This window comes from Phytoamicus setariae (assembly GCF_016722925.1).
Classification (GTDB): Bacteria; Pseudomonadota; Alphaproteobacteria; order Rhizobiales; family Rhizobiaceae; genus Rhizobium_E; species Rhizobium_E setariae.
On the sequence record NZ_JAEQNC010000015.1, the window covers coordinates 65,046 to 89,350 of the forward strand.

At 60.7% G+C, this 24,305-nt stretch carries 22 protein-coding genes; 13 read left to right on the plus strand and 9 right to left on the minus strand.

Annotated elements, in window-relative coordinates; genetic code table 11:
- Positions 1-12: 12 nt before the first annotated feature.
- Both hpt and JJB09_RS22140 read left to right on the plus strand, forming a co-directional pair.
- Positions 13-555 carry a hypoxanthine phosphoribosyltransferase gene (gene hpt / locus JJB09_RS22135; RefSeq protein WP_201663263.1) on the plus strand — a complete coding sequence of 181 codons (543 nt, stop codon included), beginning with the start codon at positions 13-15 and terminating at the stop codon, positions 553-555.
- Positions 556-676: 121 nt separating this feature from the next.
- Positions 677-1,036: a response regulator gene (locus JJB09_RS22140; RefSeq protein ID WP_201663264.1), complete on the plus strand. Its 360-nt coding sequence runs from the start codon at positions 677-679 to the stop codon at positions 1,034-1,036.
- A gap of 239 nt (positions 1,037-1,275) precedes the next feature.
- On the opposite strand, the gene JJB09_RS22145 is transcribed toward JJB09_RS22140, so the two are convergent.
- From JJB09_RS22145 to argH, 4 genes are all read right to left on the minus strand, one after another.
- Entirely contained in the window at positions 1,276-3,870 is a 2,595-nt protein-coding gene (locus JJB09_RS22145; RefSeq protein ID WP_201663265.1) for a TIGR02302 family protein, read from the minus strand.
- A 107-nt stretch (positions 3,871-3,977) separates the two neighbouring features.
- Positions 3,978-5,249 (minus strand): diaminopimelate decarboxylase, encoded by a 1,272-nt coding sequence (gene lysA, locus JJB09_RS22150; protein ID WP_201663266.1) that lies wholly within the window; start codon positions 5,247-5,249, stop codon positions 3,978-3,980.
- 12 nt (positions 5,250-5,261) lie between these two features.
- Positions 5,262-5,444 carry an LPS translocon maturation chaperone LptM gene (gene lptM / locus JJB09_RS22155; protein WP_201663267.1) on the minus strand — a complete coding sequence of 61 codons (183 nt, stop codon included), beginning with the start codon at positions 5,442-5,444 and terminating at the stop codon, positions 5,262-5,264.
- Between the two features lie 92 nt (positions 5,445-5,536).
- Positions 5,537-6,937, minus strand: a complete 1,401-nt coding sequence (gene argH, locus JJB09_RS22160; RefSeq protein ID WP_201663268.1) for an argininosuccinate lyase — start codon at positions 6,935-6,937, stop codon at positions 5,537-5,539.
- A 30-nt stretch (positions 6,938-6,967) separates the two neighbouring features.
- Between argH and tlpA the strand changes: the two genes are divergently transcribed.
- The gene (gene tlpA / locus JJB09_RS22165) at positions 6,968-7,636 is read left to right on the plus strand and encodes a thiol:disulfide interchange protein TlpA (protein ID WP_201663269.1); all 669 of its coding nucleotides are present in this window, start codon (positions 6,968-6,970) and stop codon (positions 7,634-7,636) included.
- 10 nt (positions 7,637-7,646) lie between these two features.
- On the opposite strand, the gene JJB09_RS22170 is transcribed toward tlpA, so the two are convergent.
- Genes JJB09_RS22170 through JJB09_RS22180 form a run of 3 tightly spaced genes read right to left on the minus strand, consistent with a single transcriptional unit; the run spans position 7,647 to position 9,519 of the window.
- A complete protein-coding gene (locus JJB09_RS22170) occupies positions 7,647-8,189 on the minus strand; it encodes a biotin transporter BioY (RefSeq protein WP_201663270.1) in 543 nt (180 codons plus the stop codon).
- Between the two features lie 24 nt (positions 8,190-8,213).
- On the minus strand, positions 8,214-8,825 hold the full coding sequence (locus tag JJB09_RS22175) for an energy-coupling factor transporter transmembrane component T family protein (protein ID WP_201663271.1): 612 nt from the start codon (positions 8,823-8,825) through the stop codon (positions 8,214-8,216).
- The gene (locus JJB09_RS22180) at positions 8,800-9,519 is read right to left on the minus strand and encodes an energy-coupling factor ABC transporter ATP-binding protein (RefSeq protein WP_201663272.1); all 720 of its coding nucleotides are present in this window, start codon (positions 9,517-9,519) and stop codon (positions 8,800-8,802) included. The genes JJB09_RS22175 and JJB09_RS22180 overlap by 26 nt, the downstream gene beginning before the upstream one ends.
- Positions 9,520-9,759: 240 nt before the next feature.
- Between JJB09_RS22180 and JJB09_RS22185 the strand changes: the two genes are divergently transcribed.
- From JJB09_RS22185 to JJB09_RS22210, 6 genes are all read left to right on the plus strand, one after another.
- On the plus strand, positions 9,760-10,182 hold the full coding sequence (locus tag JJB09_RS22185; RefSeq protein ID WP_201663273.1) for a hypothetical protein: 423 nt from the start codon (positions 9,760-9,762) through the stop codon (positions 10,180-10,182).
- A gap of 261 nt (positions 10,183-10,443) precedes the next feature.
- Entirely contained in the window at positions 10,444-11,697 is a 1,254-nt protein-coding gene (locus JJB09_RS22190; protein WP_201663274.1) for an aspartate kinase, read from the plus strand.
- 91 nt (positions 11,698-11,788) lie between these two features.
- Entirely contained in the window at positions 11,789-14,056 is a 2,268-nt protein-coding gene (ptsP, locus tag JJB09_RS22195; RefSeq protein WP_201663337.1) for a phosphoenolpyruvate--protein phosphotransferase, read from the plus strand.
- A gap of 18 nt (positions 14,057-14,074) precedes the next feature.
- Complete coding sequence (gene prfA, locus JJB09_RS22200; protein WP_201663275.1) at positions 14,075-15,154, plus strand: peptide chain release factor 1; 1,080 nt, start codon at positions 14,075-14,077, stop codon at positions 15,152-15,154.
- Entirely contained in the window at positions 15,151-16,005 is an 855-nt protein-coding gene (gene prmC, locus JJB09_RS22205; RefSeq protein WP_201663276.1) for a peptide chain release factor N(5)-glutamine methyltransferase, read from the plus strand. Before prfA ends, prmC begins: the two co-directional genes overlap by 4 nt.
- Before the next feature lie 329 nt (positions 16,006-16,334).
- Positions 16,335-17,003 (plus strand): DUF4167 domain-containing protein, encoded by a 669-nt coding sequence (locus JJB09_RS22210; protein ID WP_201663277.1) that lies wholly within the window; start codon positions 16,335-16,337, stop codon positions 17,001-17,003.
- Positions 17,004-17,109: 106 nt separating this feature from the next.
- Here JJB09_RS22210 and JJB09_RS22215 read toward each other — a convergent pair whose 3' ends face one another.
- Both JJB09_RS22215 and JJB09_RS22220 read right to left on the minus strand, forming a co-directional pair.
- Positions 17,110-17,583 carry a chemotaxis protein CheW gene (locus JJB09_RS22215; RefSeq protein ID WP_201663278.1) on the minus strand — a complete coding sequence of 158 codons (474 nt, stop codon included), beginning with the start codon at positions 17,581-17,583 and terminating at the stop codon, positions 17,110-17,112.
- Positions 17,584-18,013: 430 nt separating this feature from the next.
- Positions 18,014-18,292: a YMGG-like glycine zipper-containing protein gene (locus JJB09_RS22220; protein ID WP_201663279.1), complete on the minus strand. Its 279-nt coding sequence runs from the start codon at positions 18,290-18,292 to the stop codon at positions 18,014-18,016.
- Positions 18,293-18,612: 320 nt separating this feature from the next.
- On the opposite strand from JJB09_RS22220, the gene JJB09_RS22225 reads away from it, so the two are divergent.
- From JJB09_RS22225 to JJB09_RS22240, 4 genes are all read left to right on the plus strand, one after another.
- Positions 18,613-19,098, plus strand: coding sequence for a (2Fe-2S)-binding protein (locus JJB09_RS22225; RefSeq protein ID WP_201663280.1), 486 nt, complete (start codon positions 18,613-18,615; stop codon positions 19,096-19,098).
- A gap of 131 nt (positions 19,099-19,229) precedes the next feature.
- Positions 19,230-21,569: a xanthine dehydrogenase family protein molybdopterin-binding subunit gene (locus JJB09_RS22230; RefSeq protein ID WP_201663281.1), complete on the plus strand. Its 2,340-nt coding sequence runs from the start codon at positions 19,230-19,232 to the stop codon at positions 21,567-21,569.
- Between the two features lie 18 nt (positions 21,570-21,587).
- Positions 21,588-22,388: an FAD binding domain-containing protein gene (locus tag JJB09_RS22235; RefSeq protein WP_201663282.1), complete on the plus strand. Its 801-nt coding sequence runs from the start codon at positions 21,588-21,590 to the stop codon at positions 22,386-22,388.
- Positions 22,389-22,621: 233 nt separating this feature from the next.
- Positions 22,622-24,250, plus strand: a complete 1,629-nt coding sequence (locus JJB09_RS22240; protein ID WP_201663283.1) for a globin-coupled sensor protein — start codon at positions 22,622-22,624, stop codon at positions 24,248-24,250.
- The last annotated feature ends 55 nt before the right edge of the window (positions 24,251-24,305 follow it).

Genomic DNA, 24,305 nt, shown 5'->3' on the forward strand with positions numbered 1-24,305 from the left:
CGGAGTTCCAGCATGCATGTCATTCGCGGCAAGACAATCGAACCGCTTTTCACGGCCGAGATGATCGCCAAGCGCAACGATGAAATGGCGGCGCAGATCGCGTCCGGCCCGATCAAGGACTTGCTCGTCATTTCGATTCTCAAGGGATCGTTCATCTTCGCGGCCGACCTCATCCGCTCGCTGCATCATGTGGGTCTGGCGCCCGAGGTCGAGTTCATCACGCTGTCCAGTTATGGCACAGGCACCGTCTCCAAGGGCGTGCGCATCATCAAGGATATCGACAGCGAAGTGAAGGATCGTGACATCCTGCTGATCGACGACATTCTCGAATCGGGCCGCACCCTCCAGTTCGCCAAGGACCTGATGTTCGAGCGCGGCGCGCGCCACGTTTCGATCGCCGTGCTGCTCGACAAGCACGACAAGCGCACGACCTCAATGGAGGCCGACTATGTCGGATTCAGGTGCCCTGACCACTTCGTTGTCGGCTACGGAATGGATGTCGCCTACGCTTTCCGGGAGCTGCCGTTCGTCGGAGTCGTCACCGGCGACGCGTGAGGAAGTGTAAAGATTTGAGCAAGCATATTCCGAGTTAACGCGGCAGATATCTGCCGCGTTTACCTTTCTCAAAGTGCCTGGGGTGTTAGCTCGGCCCGTAAGTTAAAACGGGGTTTAAAAAATGGCACGCATTCTCATCACCGAAGACGAAGACTCGCTTCGCACTTTCGTGGCGCGCGCGCTGAGGATGGATGGTCATGAGACTGTCGAGGCCGCTGATGGCGCGGAAGGCCTGGAGGCATTGGACGATGGCCGATTCGATCTGCTGTTGTCCGATATCCGCATGCCCGTGATGGACGGCATCGAGCTGGCCCACAAGGCGCACGCGACCCATCCTGAGCTCAAGATCCTGCTGATGACGGGCTATGCCGAGCAACGGGAACGGGCGGACGATCTGGCCGCAAAGATCGTCGATGTCGTTTCCAAGCCGTTTTCCCTGCCTGATATCCGCAAGGCGGTGGCACTGGCGCTGGCTGCGTGAAGCGCCGACATTCCGGCAGTCGGTAACCCTCACCGGAACACCCCCTCATCCGGCGCTCCGCGTCACCTTCTCCCCGCTGGGGAGAAGAGGAAATAGGCCGATGGCCTTGCGAAATAGCAGGCGTATCAGCGTCCTGCAGGTTGCGATTTGAGTAACATTTCCACAAGCTAACTCTTCTCCCCAGCGGGGAGAAGGTGGCCGAAGGCCGGAAGATGGGCTTGCTCCCGTCAGCCTGATTCTCAACGCAGATCCAGCAAGCGCTCCAGATATTCCTTCTCGATGAGGCTAGCGGGGCCATCGCCCAGCTTGCGGCGGATCTGGTCGAGGATTTCGCGGGCCCGCTGCACATCGATCTGGTCCGGCACTTTCACCTGATCGTCGTTTTCACTACCCAACTGGCCGGAACGACGACCCAGCGGGTCGTTGCCTTCCGATTGCTGGCCACTCTGCATGGGCATCCCCGGCTGGCCATTCTGGCCGGCTTGCTGCAATTGTTGCATCAGGTCGCCTGCGCCCTTGCGAAGGGCATCGAGCGCGCGGCCCTGCGCATCCGCAGAGCGTTGGCCCTGGGATTTGCCGAGCGCTTCGGATGATTCGCCCATTTCCTTGCCAGCATCGCCAAAGCCCGGCATCGGCTTTAGCCCCAGTTCCGAAAGCTTCTTTTGCAATGCGCCGAGATCTTTCTGAAGCTGCTGCTGGCGCTCTTTCATCTCCTTAAGGGCCTGACGCAACTGCTCGGCCGTCATCTTGTCTTCGGGCGAGCTCTGCTGTTCGGACTGGTCCTGGGAATCCTCCGGGTTGCCTGCGGGCGGTTCGGTCAGCGATTGGTCGCCATCTTCGGAGAGGTCTTCGCGCTGCATGCGCTCGCGCAGCGCCTGTTCGGTGCGGTGGGTGTCCTCCATCAGCTGCTGCTGCTTCTGCATCAGTTCGCCCAGCTTGTCGATCTGCTCACGCATGGGGTTTTGCTGCTGGTTGCCGTCGCTTGGCCGCGCGGTCTGCATGTTGTTGAGCATGCGTTGCATTTCCGACAGCAGCTTGCGGGCTTCATCGCGCGAGCCGGAACGCGCGAGGTTCTCAAGCTGGTTCAACATGTTGTCGAAGTCCTGCGTCCGCATCATCCGCTGCGCCTGCCGTGACATCTGCGTGTTGTCGGGGTTTTGCATGCGTTTGGCCATCTCGGAGAGATAGTCCTTCATCGCCTGCCGAAGCTCGTCCATCAACTTCTGGATTTCGGCATCCGACGCATTGCGTGCCAGCGCCTCCGACAGCTTGTCCTGCGCGTTGCGCAGCCTCTTTTCGGCGCTGGAAAGGTCGCCGTCCTCGATGTAGCGGGCGACGTCCCAGAAATAGGTCGAAACCTCTTCCAGGCCTGCAATGCTGGAAACGAATTTCAGCCGGTTCTTCGCCGATTGGGTCAGCAGATAGTGCCGGAGATTGGGAATTGTTTCCTCGGGCCGGAAGGTGGCGGCCTCGTTCAGGTCGAGCGCGCGCTGGATCTTGTTGATATCGAGGCTGAATACCTGGCGTTGCTCGGCCACGGAACCGGCCAGCGGTTCGCTGAAGAACCGTGCGGGCAGGACGATCTCCCTGGTCTCGCTACGGCCACCAAGGCCCGCTGCATCCCTCGCAACCAGCGTCAACAGCACTTTCTTGCCGGAGAGCGGATGCTCGGTAAGGTCGCGACTGGTCGTTCCCTTCACATGCTTGGCATCGCCACCCGGAAGATCCAGGCGAAACTCCGGAGGCGCAAACAGAGGGATGGCACCTGGTTCGCTGTCGACCGGTCGTATTTCCGCATAGGCCTCGGCCACGCCGTAATCGTCCTTGATCTCGAAGGCGATCTCCAGGGCCCCGTTCAACGCACGGCTCGGCTCTTTGGCGAAAGCAATCTTCGGCGGCGTGTCCGGCGTGACGGCAAAAGCATAGTCGCGGCCATTGACCGAGACCTTGCCATCGCGCGCGAGCTTGAACTTGTAGGTGCGGCTTTCGAGTGCCTCCCTGGCTGCGTCGGCCTGCGCCTGACTACCGGCCTTTTCCGGGGTCAGCACCACCGGTTGCGCGCCGGAGGCGGACGTGAATGTAACATCGTCGGTTACGCCGCTGCCGCTGATGCGGATGGTCAGTTCGGACATTTGCGGTACGCGAACGGGACCTTCTGCGGGCTTGGCCTGGGCGCCGCTCAGATAAACAGGTGCGACCCCTGTATAGGATGGCGGCGTAACCCAGGCGTCTATCCGCTGGTCCGCAGCCAGATTGGTCGACGCCGAATAGTCGAAGGCGTCGCGGACGCGGCCGCCGTAGTTGGAGAGCGAGAAGGTCCAGGCAATCACCAGTGCGAGGACGGTGATTGCCCGCAATGCGTAGGGATCCCGCCTGGCAATATCGGGTGCGGGAAAGCCCGCATCGATCGCCTTGATGGTCTGGGCCATCCGTGTCTGATGGCGTTTCCAGAGAGCTTTCGAAAACAGGTCTGATCCAACAGGTTGTTCGGTCTGGACACTGATTGCCTGATGGGACAGGCCGCTACGGCCTTCGAGGCGCCGATCGATCGTCGATCGGTCCGGCAGCCGAAAGCCCTTGAAGCGCAACAGTGAAGCGATGAGGCCGGCCAACAGGGCTGCTGTCACCGCAGCCTTGAGGAGACCCGGCATCATGCGCCAGACGCCGAACCAGCCGAGAATCAGGAAAAGCGCTGCGATACCAAGTGCAGGCAGCGCTGCCACCAGCAAACGCTCGGCGAAAAGTACGACAAAGCCCACGGCTCGCATCCCAGCGATCCGCCGCCGCAATCCGGTCCTCTCCTGATCAGGCGCCTGTGCGCTGCTCTCTGTCATCCGGTGCCTTGTATCGCGTGATCCGAAGCCTCAAGCATAGCACTGTTTTGGGCAAAGGCGAGGCAAACGACGGCACAAACCGATTGCGCCGCGCCCAGCATGGCTCATCAGCCTTCCAGCCAGTCCGGCAGACTGTCGTTGCCGATCATGGCCTCATAGGTCGGGCGCCCACGTATCACGTGAAATTGATCGCCCTTGACCAGCACTTCCGGGATCAGCGGACGGGAGTTGTACTCGCCCGCTTGCACTGCCCCATAGGCACCGGCTGAGCCGACCGCCATCAGGTCGCCGGGCTTGGGCATCGCCATCTCGCGGTCGAGCGCCAGATAATCGCCGGTCTCGCAGACCGGGCCGACGACATCGGCGCGGATGCGCGGTGCGTTTGCCGCCGAAATCGTCACCGGCATGATTTCGTGCCAGGCTTCATAGAGTGTCGGGCGGATCAGGTCGTTCATACCGGCATCGACGATGACGAAGGTCTTTTCGCCGCCGTCCTTCACATAGATGACCTCGGTCACCAGAATGCCGGCATTGCCGACGATCAGGCGGCCCGGCTCGGTGACGATCTTGCAGTTGAGGCCGCGCAGCTGGTTCTTGACCACCTTCGAATAGGCTTCCGGATTGGGCGGCGGATTGTTGTCGAGTTTGTAGGGGATGCCGAGGCCGCCGCCGATATCGACATGTTCGATATGGTGGCCATCGGCCCGCAGCGCCTCGACCAGTTCGCGCAGCAGCCGAAACGCATCGTCGAACGGCTGCAGCTCAGTGATCTGGCTGCCGATATGCATGTCGATGCCGGTCACCTCGATGCCGGCGAGCGTGGCGGCATGCCGGTAGATCGCGCGGGCGCGCTCATAGGCGATGCCGAACTTGTTTTCCTTCTTGCCGGTCGAGATCTTGGCATGGGTCTTGGCATCGACGTCAGGATTGATGCGGAAGGAAACCGGCGCGCGCTTGCCCTTGGCGAGCGCCCGCTCGTTGAGGATTTCGAGCTCGGGCTCGCTTTCGACGTTGAAGCAATAAATTCCGGCTTCGAGGGCTAAATCCATTTCGCGTGGCTTCTTGCCGACGCCCGAGAACATGATCTTGGCAGCTGGAATGTCCGCAGCCAGCGCACGTCGCAATTCGCCTTCCGACACCACGTCGATGCCCGCACCCATGCGGCCGATTGTCTTCAGCACCGCCTGGTTGGAGTTGGCCTTCATCGCGTAGCAGACAAGCGAATCCACATCGGAAAAGGCTTCCTGGAACACGCGGACGTGGCGCTCCAGCGTCGCAGTGGAATAGAGGTAAAATGGCGTTCCGACGGCGGCGGCGATCTCCGGCACGGACACGTTTTCGGCATGCAGGACGCCGTTTCTGTATTCAAAATGGTTCACTGTGCTATTCCGTCAGAGTATCGGATCGAGGATGAAAGGGCGGTCTTCCACCTTCGGTTTTGTCTTGTCGTTCTTGGTGGTCGCCGGCGTGCCGGGCACGTCGAGATCGCCCTTTCGCCCGCAGCTGGAAAGCATCAGCCCGAGGGCGGCAACAAGCGCGAACGGCATGAAAAGCGAACGGAGCGTGGTCAGCATCTTTGTCCTCGAGCGGGTTTCCCGCCATTCCTAGCGAATATCGAAAGCCTTGTGCACCCTTATTCTGGTGAACCGGCGATCACGTCAATTGATCAGTTGCGCGCCCGCCACCAGGCGATCTGCTTGCGCACTTCATCCGGGGCGGTGCCGCCAAAACTCTTGCGCGAGGCGACCGAGGCTTCGACCGTCACGACGTCGTAAACCGCCTCGGTGATCTCTGGATGAATTGCCTTGAGCTCTTCGAGCGGCAGGTCGGCAAGATCGCAGCCCTTGCTTTCGGCAAGTGCGACAACGCGACCGGTCACGTGGTGGGCATCGCGGAACGGCAGGCCGACAGTGCGCACAAGCCAGTCGGCGAGGTCCGTCGCGGTCGAATAGCCGGAGCCGGCTGCCTGCTTCATCTTCGCTTCGTTGACGGTCATGTCGGCAACCATGCCGGTCATGGCGGCAAGCGCCAGTTCCAGGTTCTCGGCGGCGTCGAAGACCTGTTCCTTGTCTTCCTGCATGTCCTTGGAATAGGCGAGCGGCAGGCCTTTCATGATGGTCAGAAGCGCAATCAGCGAGCCGTTGATGCGGCCGGTCTTGGCGCGTACCAGTTCGGCTGCATCGGGGTTCTTCTTTTGCGGCATGATCGAGGAGCCGGTGGAGAATGCATCCGACAACCTGACGAAGCCGAACTGCGGCGTCGTCCAGATGACGATTTCCTCGGCGAAACGCGACAGATGGACGGCGCAGATTGCCGCGATAGACAGGAATTCTAGCGCGAAGTCGCGGTCGGAAACGGTATCGATCGAATTGCGGGTCGGCTCACGGAAGCCGAGCGCCTTGGCGGTCATGTGGCGGTCGATCGGGTAGGGTGTGCCGGCCAGAGCCGCAGCGCCGATCGGAGATTCGTCGAGATGTTCGATCGCGTGGCGCACGCGGCTGCGGTCGCGGCCGAACATCTCCACATAGGCCATGCAATGATGGCCGAAGGTGACGGGCTGGGCGGTCTGCAGATGGGTGAAACCCGGCATCACGGTCGCTGCATGCCGTTCGGCCTTGTCGAGGAAGGCGGCGATCAGGCCGGTCAGCATCTTCTCGGTCTTCTGCATCTCGGCCTTGACCCAGAGACGGAAATCGAGAGCCACCTGGTCGTTGCGCGAACGGGCGGTGTGCAGGCGACCAGCGGCGGGGCCGATCAGCGTTGCCAGCCGCGACTCGACATTCATATGGATGTCTTCAAGTTTGCGTGAGAATTCGAACTTGCCGCTTTCAATCTCGCTCTCTATCTGTTTCAAGCCTGAAATGATCTGGTCGCGATCGGCTTCGGTGATGATGCCTTGCGCGGCGAGCATCGTGGCATGTGCGATCGACCCTGCGATGTCCTGGGCGTAGAGCTTCTTGTCGAACCCGATCGAGGCGTTGATCTCCTCCATGATCGCGGACGGACCGGCGGCGAAGCGGCCACCCCACATCTGGTTGGAAGAAGAATTGGAATTGCCGTCAGACATGGCGCGCCTTGAGATACGAGAGTGAACCGAATGCAGGACAAGAAGCCGAGCCTCTTCCCCTCCATGAAACTGGTGGCAATCGCCGCCGTTGCAGGCCTGATTGCCGGTGGTGTCGCGGTTTACATGAAGGAGACGGCCGATGGCAATGGCAATGATCAGGTCGCGACCTCTGACTGCGCACCGGCTGCCGCTGCAATTGCCCGCCTGACGCCGTTCGCGACGGGCCAGGTCGCGGCTTTCGTTCCTGCTGCAACGCCGCAGGCCCTGACACTGCCGCCGTTCAAGAACGCCGCCGGTAAGGATATCACACTTGCCGATTTTCCGGGCAGGGTGCAGCTCGTCAATCTTTGGGCGACGTGGTGCGTGCCCTGCCGGGAAGAAATGCCGGCTCTCAATGCGCTAGAGAAGGCGTTGGGCGGCGAAAAGTTTCAAGTGACCGCCATCAACCTCGATACCGGCGACGACACGAAACCCAAGGAATTTCTCAAGGAAATCGCTGTCGATGCGCTGGCGCTCTATCACGATCCCACGCTTTCGAGCTTCAACGCGCTGAAGAAAGCCGGCGTGGCAATGGGGCTTCCGGCGACCGTGCTGGTCGATGGCAAGGGCTGCATGCTGGGCGCGATGAACGGCCCCGCCGCCTGGGAAAGCGACGACGCCAAGGCGCTGATCAAGGCCGCGATAGGCGAGGGCGCCTGATCCCGCCGGTTCAGCTTCTTGACAGCACCACGCCCGGACGCAGCCGTGCGAGCTGGCTGGTGATCAGCCCGGTCAGCGCCGCCTTGATCGTATCGCCGATCAGGAAGGGCGTCGACAGCAGGGCTGCTTCAGGCAGCGTTTTGCCGAGCACCAGCGACATGCCGACGATGCCCATCGCATAGAGAACCACGACGCCGCCGAACAGCGAGGAGACGAAGGCGGCGATACCGACCGGTGCCTTCCAGCGCTCCATCAGCCAGCCGGTGGCGAAAGCGGCGAATGGAAAGCCGATGGCAAAGCCTGCGGTCGGGCCGACGAAGACACCCAGTCCACCACGGCCGCCGGCGAGCAGCGGCAGGCCGATTGCGACAAGCACCAGCAGCAGCGCCGCGGCAAGAAAGCCGCGCTTGGCGCCGAGGACCGTTCCGGCCAGCATCACGCCCATCGACTGCGCAGTGATCGGCACACCCGACAAAAGGTCGATCTTCGGCACCAGTCCGAGCAAGGCGATCAACGCTGCAAACAGCGCGATCAGGGCAACATTGCGTTCCATTTCACTCTCCCCGGGTTTCTGACCCTAAATTCCGCCGCGGGCGCGCAGCGCCTCGGCAATCTGTTCGGCTTCATCGATGGCGGCCAGCGTCACGGGTGCGACGATCCGCCAGTTCGGCCGGCTGCTGCTGCGGGCGCGCCAGCTTTCGGCGATCTGGCCCGCGCGGCCCATCAGCACGGGCACGAAGCGGATGACAAGCGCGATCGACACGGCCAGTACACGCGGCGACAGGCCAACATGCCGCAACGGGCTTGCAACGCGCTCGAGCACGGCGATCATCTGGTCGAGCCGCGTCGTCATCGTCACCAGATTAGCGAGCGCCACTGCGGTTAGCATCTTGATGCCGATTGCCGCACCGGCCCAGACTTCGGTTGGCTGCCAGCCGCCCGAAAATCCGTGCCAGAGGACCAGCACGGCGAGAAACGGCCAGAGAGGGCGCAGCATGCGCAAGCCATGGATGGAAAAGCGGGGCCCCTCGGACAGGTAGAGCGCGGCGGCGATGGTCGCAGCCAGCAGGATCGGCCAGGGCTGGCTCAGCGGCATGACAATCAGTGTCGCCACCGTCAGCGCGGCGAGCTTGGCGCCTGCGGGAACACGATGAAAGCGGGTTTCAAAGGGCGAGGTCAGTGTCAGCATCAACAGCTCCCATGCGCGCCATCTCGGCTTCGAACTGCGGCAGCACGTCACCCGGCCGGCCGTCGGCGCGGATCCGCCCGGCCTCCAGCCACAATACCCGGTCGGCATTGGCCGCGGTGTGCGGGGCGTGCGTAATTGCAATCAGGCGCTGTGGCAATGCGTCGAACATGCGGCTCATGCGTGCGATCGTCGGCATGTCGAAGCCGGCAAAAGGCTCGTCCAGCAGGATCGTCGCGGGTTGCATGGCAAGAATGGCCAGCAGGCAGAGAAAATGCCGCTGGCCGTGCGAAAGCGTCTGCACCGGCGCCTTTTCCCAGTGGGTGCGGCCATGGCGGGCGAGCAGATCCGAAACCAGCCCGGCCGCTTCGTCGGAGGTGCGGCCCTGCTGTTTCAGCCCGAAAGCAAGCTCTTCGCCGACAGTGGGAAAGATGATCTGATGATCGGGATTTTGAAACAATATGCCGAGCCGGTCGAGCATCGCCTTGCGATCCCGGGCAGGGTCCATGCCCTCGACCTGCACCGTGCCCGAACTCGGCGCGATCAAGCCGGCCATCAGCCTCAGCAGCGTTGTCTTGCCCGAACCATTGCGGCCGATCACGGCAATGCGCCGCTCAGTCAGCGTGAAGGATAGGTTCGACAGGATCTCGCGACCGGTGACCGCGTAGGATGCCGCGTCCAGCCGGATTCCCGGCATGTCCTGTTGATCTTGTTTATCAAACGCCAAAGGCGGGGTCGCTCCCAACATTTGCTGCTATCTGGCCGCCCGACCTGTCCGGACCGCCTCCATTAGCTTGCTGGACATGTCGCGTCTATCGCAATCCGCTGGTGTCTTGCATCGGCTGCAACGCAAGAATGCACTGAATAATCCATTGCTCCCATCCGTAAGGCTTGCACGGGACAATCTGTTTCACACTGGATTTATGGGGAATGAACCATGAGAATGTACATGATAGCGATTGTCGTTGCCGCCATCGGGCTCTGGGCTTCCGGCCAGGCGCAGGCAAAGGATTTCTGCGGACAGCGTTCGGCGACCGTCTTTTCCGTGAAGAAATGGGATGCCAGTTCGCGCGATGGCAACATCCACTACACAGTCACGCTCGCCTCGGGCGAGCAAAAGGCCGTTACTCGGGTCGGCGGCACGATTGAGTTCATCGGCAAGGCAATGAAGCCGATCACCCATTCCAGGATCGAGCTTTCAGAACCGATTGAAGCCAAAGGCGAGGTCGATATTGTTTTCTCCGAGCCGGAAACGGAAGTAAACAAGCGACTGCTCGCCAATGCGAAGAATGATATCCATGTTCTGGCCTGTGTTGATAGCGTCGAGTATGCCGACGGTTCGGGAACAATCATCAACTGATTAACCAGACTCGCTGCGATCCCCGTGGGATGCATGGGGATCGCAGCGCTGCGTTTTCTGCGGCCATCAGCCGAGTTGCTGAAATTTTGTGCAGACCCGACGCGCTGCTTCGAAATAGCGGCGGCATTTGTTTCTCCCATTGAAACCCCGTCCCACTTCCGCTATGAGACCGCCGAAAACCGCCGGTGGCGGAGGTGAGAAAGCGGGCGTGCCAAGGCCGATCCATCCCAGGCGCGCAAAGGGACTGGAAACGTAAAGAGAATGGCACGTATCGTCATGAAGTTCGGCGGAACGTCGGTCGCCGATATCGACCGCATCCGCAATGTCGCTCGTCACGTCAAGCGCGAGGTCGATGCCGGCCACGAAGTGGCTGTCGTCGTTTCGGCCATGTCCGGCAAGACCAATGAACTGGTCGGCTGGACGAAAGCGGCCGATGCGATGCATGATGCACGCGAATACGACGCCGTCGTCGCGTCCGGCGAACAGGTCACTTCGGGCCTTCTGGCGATCACCTTGCAGTCGATGGGCATCAATGCCCGCTCCTGGCAGGGCTGGCAGATCCCGATCCACACCGACAATTCCCATGGCGCCGCCCGCATCCTCGAGATCGACGGCTCGGAAATCATCAAGCGTATGGGCGAGGGCCAGGTGGCCGTCGTTGCCGGTTTCCAGGGCCTTGGTCCTGACAACCGCATCGCCACGCTCGGCCGCGGCGGTTCCGACACGTCGGCGGTGGCGATTGCTGCTGCTGTCAAGGCCGACCGCTGCGACATCTACACGGATGTCGATGGCGTCTACACCACCGACCCGCGCATCGAGCCGAAGGCGCGCCGCCTGAAGAAGGTGGGCTTCGAGGAAATGCTTGAAATGGCATCGCTCGGCTCGAAGGTGCTGCAGGTTCGCTCTGTCGAGCTTGCCATGGTATTCAAGGTGCGCACTTTCGTGCGCTCGTCGTTTGTGGATCCCGATGCGCCGGGCATGGGCGATTTCCTGAATCCCCCCGGAACGTTGATTTGTGATGAGGAAGAAATCGTGGAACAGGAAGTCGTAACCGGCATCGCTTATGCCAAGGATGAAGCCCAGATTTCGCTCCGCCGCGTCGCTGACCGGCCGGGCGTTTCGGCCGCCATTTTCGGCCCGCTGGCCGAAACCCACATCAATGTCGACATGATCGTGCAGAACATCTCCGAAGACGGTTCGCGCACCGACATGACCTTCACCGTTCCGACCGGCGACCTGGAAAAGGCGCAGAAGGTGCTGGAAGACCAGAAGGACAAGGTCGGCTTCGACGTGATCCAGTCGGAATCGGGCCTCGTCAAGGTGTCGGTCATCGGCGTGGGCATGCGCAGCCATGCCGGCGTTGCGGCGACCGCGTTCAAGGCGCTTGCCGAAAAGGGCATCAACATCAAGGCGATCACGACGTCCGAGATCAAGATTTCAATTTTGATCGATGGCGCCTATGGTGAACTTGCCGTGCGTACTTTGCATTCGGCCTACGGACTGGATAAGAAGTAGTTTGAGCCAAGAGGGCTTCGGCAGGCAGTGATTCTTCTCGATCTGCGGTAAGCCCTCTTCTTGACGATGCAATTCAGAAGGGCGTCCAGTGATCAGAGACCTAGCTGCCGGTCCCCGTATCCTGCTGAGACGATTGCGCGAGCTGTCGGCCGAACCGCTCGAGCCGCAGGATCGTCTTGACCGGATCGTGCTGCAGATTGCCCGCAACATGGTCGCGGAAGTCTGCTCGGTCTACGTCCTTCGCGCTGACGGTGTGCTCGAACTCTATGCGACCGAGGGCTTGAACAAGGAATCGGTCCACCTTGCGCAACTGAAGATGGGCGAAGGGCTCGTCGGCACGATTGCAGCATCGGCTCAGCCGCTCAACCTCTCCGACGCCCAGGCGCACCCGGCCTTCGCCTATCTGCCGGAAACCGGCGAAGAACTCTATCATTCCTTCCTTGGCGTACCGATCCTGCGTGCTGGCCGTGCGCTCGGCGTTCTGGTCGTCCAGAATCGGGCGCAGCGTCATTATAGCGACGACGAGGTCGAGGCGCTTGAAACCATCGCCATGGTGCTGGCCGAAATGGTGGCGTCGGGCGATCTCAAGAAACTGACCAAACCCGGCCAGGAGCTCGATCTTTCCCGCCCGGTGACGATCGAGGGCGAACCATACGGCGATGGCATCGGCCTCGGCTATGTGGTCTTGCACGATCCGCGCGTGGTGGTGACCAACCTGCTCAATGAGGATGTCGATCTCGAGATCAACCGGCTCGGCGAGGCGCTGGGTTCGCTGAGGATCCATATCGACGACATGCTGTCGCGTCGCGAAGTGTCGATGGAAGGCGAGCATCGTGCCGTGCTCGAGGCCTACAGGATGTTTGCCCACGATCGCGGCTGGGTGCGCAAGCTCGAAGAAGCCATCCGCAACGGCCTGACCGCCGAAGCTGCCGTCGAACGCGTCCAGAGCGAGACACGCGCCCGGATGATGCGGCTCACCGATCCGTATCTGCGCGAACGGATGCACGATTTCGACGATCTCGCCAATCGCCTGCTCCGCCAGCTTGCGGGGTTTGGCGCGCATGCGGCAGCCGATCAGTTTCCGAACGACGCCATTGTCGTTGCCCGCGCCATGGGTGCGGCGGAATTGCTGGATTATCCCCGCGCCAACCTGCGCGGGCTGGTGCTCGAAGAGGGTGCTATCACCAGCCATGTGGTGATCGTTGCCAAGGCCATGGGCATTCCTGTCGCTGGCCAGGCCGAAGGTGCGGTGTCGCTCGCCGAAAAGGGCGATGCCATCATCATCGATGGCGAGGATGGCAAGGTGCATCTCAGGCCCGCACAGGACGTGCAGAAGGCCTATGAGGAAAAGGCGCGGTTCCGCGCCCGCAGGCAAGAACAGTTCCGTGCGCTTCGCTCCGTCGAACCGATGACCCGCGACGGCAAGCGTATCAACCTCAACATGAATGCCGGTCTGCTCGTCGATCTGCCGCAGCTGTTGGAATCGGGCGCCGAGGGCATCGGCCTCTTCCGGACAGAGTTGCAGTTCATGATCGCCTCGACCATGCCGCGTGGCGAGGAGCAGGAAGCGTTCTACCGCAGTGTCATCAAGCAGGCCGCAGGTCGCCCGGTGACCTTCCGCACGCTCGATATCGGTTCGGACAAGGTCGTCCCCTATTTCCAGGCGATCACGGAAGAAAATCCTGCCCTTGGCTGGCGCGCCATTCGGTTGGCACTCGACCGGCCCGGATTGCTGCGCACGCAACTGCGCGCGTTGCTCAAGGCTGCGGCCGGCACTGAACTCAAGATCATGATACCGATGGTCACCGAGGTCCAGGAGCTGAAGGCCGTACGGGTCTTGCTGCAAAAGGAAGTGCAACATCTTTCGAAGTTCGGCCATCCGCTGCCGCGCAAGCTGCAATATGGCGCGATGCTGGAAGTGCCGGCATTGCTCTGGCAGCTTGACGAACTGATGGAAGAGGTGGATTTCGTCTCGGTTGGCTCCAATGACCTTTTCCAGTTCTCGATGGCGGTCGACCGCGGCAATGCCCGCGTTGCCGATCGCTTCGATACATTGGGACGGCCATTCCTCAGGCTGTTGCGCGACATCGTGCGGGCTGGCGAACGGCACAACACCCCGGTGACGCTTTGCGGCGAGATGGCTGGCAAGCCGCTTTCGGCTATGGCGCTGCTCGGCATTGGCTTCCGGTCGGTGTCCATGTCGCCGGCGGCCATCGGCCCCGTCAAGGCGATGTTGCTCGGTCTCGACACGGCCAAGCTCGGTCATGTCATGTCTGAAGCACTGGATGGAGATCCCGCCGGCATGCCGGTGCGGGAAATCCTCAAGCGCTTTGCCGAAGCCAACAACATTCCGCTCTAGCATCGACTGGTATTGATCGTGGCCACGCTTCCGCTCGACAAGATGAAAGAACTCGAACGCCGTTTTGCGGAGGTCGAGGCGCGCATGTCCGAAGGACCTGCGGCGGATGTCTATGTCAAGCTGGCGGCCGAATATTCCGAGCTGCAGCCGGTTGTGGACAAGATCCGCAACTATTCCAGGGCGATCGATGAGCTCGCAGATCTCAAGGCGCTGCTCAGCGATAGTTCGACGGATCGGGAGATGCGCGATCTCGCCGACATGGAACTGCCTGATGTGCAGGAACGGATCGAGGCGCTGGAAAACGAACTGCTGATCGCGCTTCTGCCCAAGGATGCGGCCGACGAGAAAAGCGCGATTCTCGAAATTCGCGCCGGCACCGGTGGCAACGAGGCGGCGTTGTTCGCCGGCGATCTCTTCCGCATGTACGAACGCTACGCATCGACGCATGGCTGGAAAGTCGATATCCTCTCGGAAAGCGAAGGCGAAGCAGGCGGATACAAGGAAATCATCGCCGAAATATCCGGGCGTGGGGTGTTCTCGAAACTCAAGTTCGAATCGGGCGTGCATCGCGTCCAGCGGGTGCCGGCAACGGAATCGAGCGGCCGTATCCATACATCTGCGGCGACCGTGGCCGTGTTGCCGGAAGCCGAGGATATCGACATCGAGGTTCGCCCCGAGGATATCCGCATCGATACGATGCGTTCATCGGGTGCCGGTGGTCAGCACGTCAACACCACCGACTCGGCAGTTCGGATCACCCATTTGCCAACAGGGCTGGTGGTGACGAGCTCCGAAAAATCGCAGCATCAGAACCGCGCCAAGGCGATGGCCGTGCTGCGGTCGCGGCTGTTCGACATGGAACGCCAGAAGCTCGACAATGCCCGGTCCGCCGACCGCAGGTCGCAGGTGGGCTCCGGCGACCGTTCCGAGCGCATCCGCACCTATAACTTCCCGCAAGGGCGCCTGACAGACCACCGCATCAATCTGACCCTATATTCGCTCGACCGGATTATTGCGGGCGAGCTCGACGAAGTCGTGGGGGCATTGATCGCCGACCACCAGGCGAGTGAACTCGCCCGGCTTGGAAACGGGCAATGACCACCCTCACCGAGATCCTGCGCGATTTCCGGGCCCGGCTGGCGGCTGGGGGCGTGGAGGATCCGGCGGCAGAAGCCCGCATTCTCGTTGGTGGCCTGTTGAAACTGGAGCGAACAGATTTCATCACGCGTGGCGATATGCAAATCGGCGCGGAGGACGCTCAGCGTCTGGCCAATGCGGTTGCGCGGCGGCTTGGCGGCGAGCCACCCTACCGCATCCTCGGTCATCGCGCCTTTCATGGGCTTGAACTGGAGCTGAGCGAAGGCACGCTCGAGCCACGGCCGGATACGGAAATTCTCGTCGATACGGTGCTGGAACTGCTGAAAGGCCGGCAAAGCGAGCCGCTGCGTCTGCTCGATCTCGGCACCGGCACCGGCGCGATCTGCCTGGCGCTTCTTTCGCAGCTGCCCAATGCCCGCGGCTTGGGCGTCGATCTCTCCGAAGATGCCCTGGCGACAGCGCGGCGCAATGCGGCAGCAAATGGCCTCGGGAACCGGTTTGAGGCGCAGGCAAGCAATTGGTTCGAGGCGATTTGCGGCACATTCGACGTGATCGTGTCCAACCCGCCCTATATCAGAAGCGATGTCATCCCGACGCTTGATCGGGAAGTGCGGGAGTTCGACCCGCTGCTGGCGCTCGATGGCGGTGAGGACGGTCTCGCTGCCTATCGGGTTATTGCGTCCGGCGCGTCCGCATTCTTAAACGAAGACGGGTTCGTGGCGGTTGAAACGGGCTTCGACCAAAGGCATGCTGTTCGTGCGATTTTCGAGGAAAAAGGCTTCGTCGAGGCCGTTTCCCGCCAGGATTACGGTCGAAATGACCGTGTTCAAGTGTTTCGCAGCCGGATTTGACGCGTTTTTTCGAATTCATGTTTTTTTCTTGCTTCCGCCAAAGAAAAGGCTTGGAATCACCAGAAAAGCGGTCTAGGTTCCAACCTAGCACCGGGCGACATCCAAGGAAATCATACGATTCGAACAGGGATTGTCGGGCTTTGGGTTATCTCAAGACAAATTACCGGCTTAATCGGACCTGGTGCGGGACTCTGGATTTTTGGATTTGATTCCGGGATCAGCGGCGTCCGGCGGCGCTCCAACCAAGGAACAGGCGAGCCTGAACCAAGGATGGTCAGTCACGGTCGGGCCGCGTGTGCAAAAACGGACAATATTCGGGTGAATGATTGATGAGGCCTGGACAACAGAAGCAGCGCAGCCGTGGACGTAGTAGCGGTGGCGGTGGCAGTAACAACAACAATAACAATAACAACAACCAGCGCAAAGGCCAGAATCCGCTGACGCGGACGTATGACAGTTCCGGCCCGGATGTTAAGATTCGCGGCACGGCGCAGCATATCGCCGAAAAGTACATGGCGCTTGCGCGGGATGCGACCAGTTCCGGCGATCGTGTAATGGCCGAAAACTATCTCCAGCATGCCGAACACTACAACCGCATCATTGCGGCGGCGCAGGCGATGTATCAGGAGCGCTTCCAGCGCGACGAACGTTCTGAGTTCAATGAACGGCAGGACTACAACGAGCGCGACGACGACGATTCGGAAGTCAGCGGCAACAGCAACGGCGAAATCGCTGATGTGGAAGCGCCGGCTCCGAAGCCTGTCGCACAGCCTGTCGTGATCGACGAATCGACGCCGCAGCCTGTTTTCGAAGGAACGCCTGCTGAAGTGCAGGTCGAGGAAGAGACGTCGGCGCAGGAAAATGCCGAGCGTGCACCGGCGCGTCGCCGTAGCGCCGGACGCCCGCGTCGTGCGCCACGCCAAAGCAAGACCGCCGAAGGGGACGCCCAGCCGGATGCTGAGGCCGCGTCTGCTCCGGTGGACGAGCCAGCGGAGTAAGCACCGCAAGGACAAACAGATAAGCCGCCTCGGAAACGGGGCGGCTTTTTTTGTTGTCTTGATGCTCTCGCCATCGAGAGACCCGGATCCAAACGGATTTGCCGGATCAGGCGGCGAGGGCTTCCTGGTCCTGGAACATCTTGGCGAGGTTCAGGAAGCAGATCATGCCGTTGTCGCGGGCGATGATGCCGTCCGTGTAGGCCTTGTCGAACGAAGTGGTGATTTCCGGAGCCGGCTGCACTTCCGAGCCCTTGATTGTCAGGATGTCCGACACTCGATCCACCAGCATGCCGATGACCATGTTCTTGACTTCGGTAACGACGATGGCGCTGCGCTCGTTGGCTGCTGTCGACGGCATGCCGAGCTTATAGGCAAGATCGATGATCGGGATAACCGTTCCGCGCAGGTTCATCACGCCGATGACGTCCTTCGGTGCATGCGGGATGGGCGTGGATGGTGCCCAGCCGCGAATTTCGCGGATCGTCGTCGTCTTGACGCAAAATTCCTGGTCATGCAGGCGAAACGCGATGATTTCGATCGTATCGGATTCGAAGATCGCAGTGGAATTCGACGTGGTCATTTTCGGAAATCCTCCCAGCCTTCAGCTGATTGAGCGGTAGCGGCACGGCCGTGGCTGGCAGATGCCTCAGGAAATTCGGAAGCCGCCCGCCTCAATGGCGCTACGACAGGGCCAACGGATGCGGCGCCGTGTTCTGTGGATCTTGCGCCCTTTTCCCACGTGCCGTGAACACAGCGAGCGGGGCGGCGTATTTATCCCTCTGCCGGGATCGATGCGCTGCGGTCGTCTTTTCCATCATGGCGGCATTTTGCTGAGTGCCCTGCGTTGAGAACTATCTCAGCTTCGTTAATTTCCCTTAAATCGCCGGGCGTTGCTGCGCCAATTCGACAATCTGAAACAAGACGCCGCTCGTCGCGGTCCGCCGCAAAAGAAAACCCGGACTGTTGCCAGTCCGGGCTCGATCAATCGGAATATTTGTTACGGGATGCTTTTAGTATACGACGACCTTGGTGCGGTGGCGATAACCACGCGGGCAATCATCAACATAGCGGCGGTTGTAGCGATCGCGATAATAGCATTGGCCCGGCTGAGCAGCGACTGCACCGAGTACGCCGCCAATTGCTGCGCCCACCGCCGCGCCGCGAACATCGTTGCTGATGATGCCACCAATAACGGCGCCGGAGGTTGCCCCAACCGCTGCCCCCCGTTCGGTCCTCGTGCAGCTGACGGCCGATAGCCCGATCAGAAGAATTGCGATAGCCTTGTACATTCGTATTGCCTCCATGAGAGCGCCGTTCAAATCGGCTCAAGAGATTTTATATCGTTGTCCCGGACACTCCAGCCGAATGTCGATGTCCAGCTTCCTCCGGCTATGGCCTAAAAGAGTTCAAATTGTGAAAAGGTTTCAGTCCCACGCCACAATTATCCGGTGTCTTCTACAGTAAGCTTTGATCCGCAACCGGCACTACAACTGTCTCACGGTTGCGCCAGTTCACGCAAGCATCCGCTTGGCGTCACCAAACAATGCTTGGAACGATACATGAAAGGGAGCAACATGCTGCCATGGGCTCAACCCCAAGGGAGGTAGCAATGGCGAAAGTGACTTTGACGGTCAACGGCCGTAAGATGAGCGGCGAATGCGATGACCGTATCCTGCTCGTAAACTTCGTACGCGACAATCTAGGCTTGACGGGCACGCATGTCGGCTGTGACACGACCCAGTGCGGCGCATGCGTCATCCACATGGATGGAAAGTCCGTCAAGAGCTGCACGATACTGGCTGTGCAGGCCAATGGCTCGGAAATCACCACCATCGAAGGGCTGGCGAAAGACGGCGAACTGCATCCAGTTCAGGCGGCATTCAAGGAAAATCATGGGTTGCAATGCGGTTTCTGTACCCCGGGCATGGTGATGACGTCCGTTGACATGATCCGGCGGCACGGCGCCAAACTCGACGAGGCCACCGTTCGCCACGAACTGGAAGGCAATATCTGTCGTTGCACCGGTTACCACAACATCGTCAAATCCGTGCTGGCCGCGGCTCATGAAATGGGCGCCAAGCAGGCTGCGGAGTGAGCTAGCGGGAAACAGTCGGCCGCGCGTGCCTTTGCCGAGTTCGGATCCACGAGCCTGGCAATACCCGCATCGTCGCCAGCCACTGTTCGTCAAACGCTACCAACTATTCGTTATTCCGGGAGGAGATCGAGATGGGTGTAGAAGGCATTGGAGCGCGCGTCACGCGCAAGGAAGACAAACGCTTCCTGACCGGCAAGGGTCGATACACGGACGACATGACGGTACCCGGCATGCGGTACGCGGCATTCGTGCGTAGCCCGCATGCGCATGCGAAAATCAGGAGTGTCGACGTTTCAGCGGCAAAAGACATGCCCGGCGTCGTCGGAGTCCTGAACGGCAAGCAATTGCTGGACGACGGGATAGGCAACATCATTTGCGGCTGGATGATCCATTCCAAGGACGGCTCGCCGATGAAGATGGGTGCATGGCGTCCGCTGGCTGTCGATTCTGTGCGCTATGTGGGGGATGCGGTGGCGATCGTCGTCGCCGACAGCGTGGCGGAAGCGCGAGATGCCGCCGAGAAAGTCGTGGTGGACTACGAGGTTCTGGACGCCGTGATCGAAGCGGTTGACGCACTCGAAGCCGGCGCCCCCCAGCTTCATCCCGAAGCGCCTGGCAACCTGATTTTCGACTGGGAAATCGGCGACAGTGCGGCAACCGATGCTGCAATTACCGGGGCTGCTCATGTCACCGAGATCAAGATCTACAACAACCGGTTGTCTCCCAATCCGATGGAGCCGCGCGCCACGCTCGGGATCTATGACGAGGCGGAGGAACATTATACCTGCTACACCACGTCGCAGAACCCGCACGTCGCCCGGTTGGTGATGAGCGCCTTCTACAATGTCGCGCCGGAAAACAAGTTGCGCGTCATTGCGCCGGATGTCGGCGGCGGTTTCGGTTCGAAGATCTACATCTACCCCGAAGAGATCGTCTGTCTCTGGGCGTCGCGGAAAACCGGCGTACCGGTCAAGTGGACATCTGACCGCACGGAAGCCTTCCTGACCGACGCGCATGGTCGCGATCACGTGTCGACCGTCAAGATGGGGATGGATGCCAATCACAAGATCATCGGGCTGAAGGTCGACACGATCGCCAATCTTGGCGCCTACATGTCGCTGTTTTCTTCCTCGGTGCCGACTTATCTCTATGCGACGCTGCTGTCGGGCCAGTATGACATTCCAGCCATCCATTGCAATGTCCGCACGGTGTACACCAATACGGTGCCCGTCGATGCCTATCGTGGAGCCGGGAGACCGGAGGCGACCTATCTTGTCGAGCGCACGGTCGAGACTGCGGCGCGCGAACTCGGCCTTTCGCCGGCTGAATTCCGCAGGATCAACTTCATCCGCTCCTTCCCGCACCAGACTCCGGTGATCATGAACTACGACACCGGCGACTACGAGGCTTCCCTGGAGGCCGCTATGGCTGCCGCCGACTGGAACGGCTTTGCCGCCCGCAAGGCACAGTCACAGGCGAAGGGCATGCTGCGTGGCATCGGCATGAGCTGCTACATCGAAGCTTGCGGCATTGCGCCCTCACAGGCGGTTGGCTCGCTTGGCGCCGGCGTCGGCCTGTGGGAGTCGGCCGAGGTGCGGGTCAATGCCGTGGGCACGATCGAAGTGATGACCGGCTCGCACAGCCATGGCCAGGGCCACGAAACCACGTTTGCCCAGCTTGTCTCCGAACGGCTGGGTATGCCGATAGCCAATGTCAACATCGTCCATGGCGATACTGACAAGGTGCAGATGGGCATGGGCACCTACGGTTCTCGTTCCGGTGCCGTCGGCATGTCGGCCATCGTCAAGGCGATCGACAAGGTCGAGATCAAGGCCAAGAAGATCGCCGCGCACCTGATGGAGGCCGACGAGGCCGACATCCGCATCGAAAACGGTGAACTGGTGGTGGCGGGCACCGACAAGAAGCTGCCGTGGTTCCAGGTGGCGCTTGCGGCTTACACTGCACACAACCTTCCGGCCGGCATGGAGCCGGGCCTCAAGGAAAGTGCCTTCTATGATCCTACCAACTTCACCTTCCCGGCTGGCTGCTATATCGCCGAAGTCGAAATAGATCCGGAGACGGGCAAGACGAAGATTGTCCAGTTCGTCGCCGCCGACGATTTCGGCAACATCATCAATCCGATGATTGTCGAGGGACAGGTGCATGGCGGTATCGCCCAGGGCATCGGTCAAGCTCTGCTCGAGAGTGTCAAATACGATGAAACCGGGCAGTTGTTGACGGCGAGCTACATGGATTATGCCATGCCGCGCGCCGACGACCTGCCGTCCTTCAATGTGTCGCACCAGAATACGCCTTGCCCGGGCAATCCGCTCGGTATCAAGGGCTGCGGCGAAGCCGGCGCCATCGGTTCGCCACCGGCATTGATCAATGCGATCACCGACGCACTCGGCAACAACAATCTCCAAATGCCCGCGACCCCTGAAAAGGTCTGGGCGCTGGCTAACGCCTGAAAACCGGAGGACTGACACATGTACAACACGACCTATCATCGCGCTTCTTCGGTTGCCGACGCGGTCAGCCAGCAGGCGGCCGCAGACGAAGGCAAATATGTCGCAGGAGGCATGACGCTGATCGCAACGATGAAGCAACGCCTCGCTGCTCCGAGCGATCTGATCGACCTTCGTCACATCCCGGAGCTCAAGGGCATCTCGGTCAACGGGCGCACCGTGCGGATTGGTGCCGCAACCACGCATTTCGAGGTTGCGACGTCTGCGGCCATCAGGGCCGTCTGCCCCGCACTCTGCGAACTGGCCGGCATGATTGGCGATCCGCATGTCCGTCATATGGGAACCATGGGCGGTTCGGTGGCCAACAACGACCCGGCGGCGGACTATCCTTCCGCCGTGCTGGCGCTCAATGCGAAGGTGATCACCAACAAGCGCACACTTGCCGCGGACGACTATTTCCAGGGTCTGTTCGAGACGGCGCTTGAAGACGGTGAGCTGATCACAGCTTTCGAATTCGAGGCGCCTGCGAAGGCCGGTTATGCGAAGTTCCCTAATCCGGCGTCTCGCTATGCGATGGCCGGCGTCTTCGTGGCCAAGGCCGGTGACGGCGCCGTTCGCGTTGCTGTGACGGGTGCGGGTTCGGATGGCGTCTTCCGCCATCAGGGGATGGAGCAGGCGCTTGCCGCCAACTGGTCGCCTGACGCGGCTGCCAGCCAGAAGGTGGATGCGGACGAGATGCTGGCCGATATCCATGGCTCCTCCGAGTATCGTGCCAATCTTGTGAAGGTGATGGCCAAGCGCGCGGTTGTTGCCGCCGGCTAATTGTCGGAGCCTGTCGAAAAAGGAAAGTCCGCGATCAGTTCATGTGATCGCGGACTTTGAACTTAAGTCTCAAGGGCGAGACCCGAATAAAATTAAAATTTTTAAGAAAAGTTTAGTGGTTTTTCCCTTAATTCGGGAATGTTGTTTTCATGTCATCGGATGAACGATGACCCTGTGCGCAGAACCATGGATGATCCGTTGGCGCCCGCATTGCCAGTTCAGGGATCATACGAATGAGTGCCGCAACGACCTCCTCCGACAAAGTGCCAGATATTGAAACCCGTTTGGAGTTCATGCAGCTCGGCGCGGCCAATCGCGAAAAGCTCCGCGCCCTTCGTCCTGTGATCGAGCGCGAACTGCCGAAAGCCCTGGACAAATTCTATCAGACCATTCGGAAAACCCCTGAGACCAACCGCTTCTTTTCTTCCGACCAGCACATGTCTGGAGCAAAGAATGCCCAGGTCGGCCATTGGGGCAACATCGCCAAAGGTGATTTCAACGAACAGTATGGCATCAATGTCCGCACCATTGGCAAGGTGCACGCCAGGATCGGACTGGAACCCCAGTGGTATATCGGCGGCTATGCAATTCTGCTCGACCACCTGATCAAGGCGGCACTGGAGGAATACTTCCCCAAGGCAGGGCTCTTCGCCAAGCGGACAGTGGACGCCGAGGAGCTGGGCCAAATGCTCGGAAGCCTCGCCAAGGCGGTGCTGCTCGACATGGATCTGGCGATCTCCGTCTACATCGACGAGAAGGAAGCGGCGATTCAGAAGACCCAGGATCGCATTCTCGAAGAAGCGACGGCGGTAACCGACGTTTTCGGTCGGGCCATCTCCGCTGTTGCCGACAAGCGGCTTGACCACCGGATCGACGAGCCGCTGCCCGATGCCTATTCCGGTATGCGCGATGCCTTCAACCAGGCGGTAGCGGAACTGGGCCAGACGATTTCCCGCATCGAAAGTTCGGCGTCCGGCGTCAGCCACGCCGCCGCTGAAATCCATGGATCCGCCGACAGCCTCGCTAAGCGCACCGAGCAGCAGGCCGCCTCCGTCGAGGAAACCGCGGCCGCTCTCGAACAGATCACTGCCACCGTCACCGATTCGACCAAGCGCGCGGAAGAGGCCAACAGCCTGGCTGCCCGGGCCCGCTCAGGGGCTGAACGCTCCGGCGAAGTGGTCAACAAGGCTGTGTCGGCCATGGGTGCTATCGAGAACTCCTCGCACGAGATTTCCAATATTATCGGCGTTATCGACGATATCGCCTTCCAGACCAATCTGCTCGCCCTGAATGCCGGCGTGGAAGCAGCGCGTGCGGGTGAAGCAGGCAAGGGTTTTGCCGTGGTTGCCCAGGAAGTGCGCGAACTTGCCCAGCGTTCCGCCAAGGCCGCCAAGGAGATCAAGAACTTGATCACCAATTCCGGCGAGCAGGTGAAGGCAGGCGTGTCGCTGGTGGCCGAGACCGGCGAGGCGCTCGGGACCATCGTTACCGAAGTGACCGAAATCAGCCAGCACATCAGCGCCATTTACCAGGCGGCGCGCGAGCAGACTTCGGCGCTGTCCGAGATCAATGTCGCTGTCAATGTCATGGACCAGGGCACCCAGCAGAATGCTGTGATGGTGCAGGAAACCAACACCGCAAGCGACAAGCTCGCCGAAGAGGCGGTGCAGATCAATCGGATGCTGGCTGAGTTCCAGACAGGCTTCGAAACGGTATCCGCAAAGCCGGCAGCAACGCGCCCGGTGGCCAGGGCTGCAGCTAAGGCGCCGACTGCTGCACGCAAGCCGGCGGCACCGGCCAGGAAAATACCGCTCGTCGCAGGCAACACAGCGCTTGCGCAGGACTCCTGGGAAGAATTCTGAGCCGGTGGCGGATCGAGCTGATTTCGCTTGATCGAGGTCAATGAAACGGATTTCT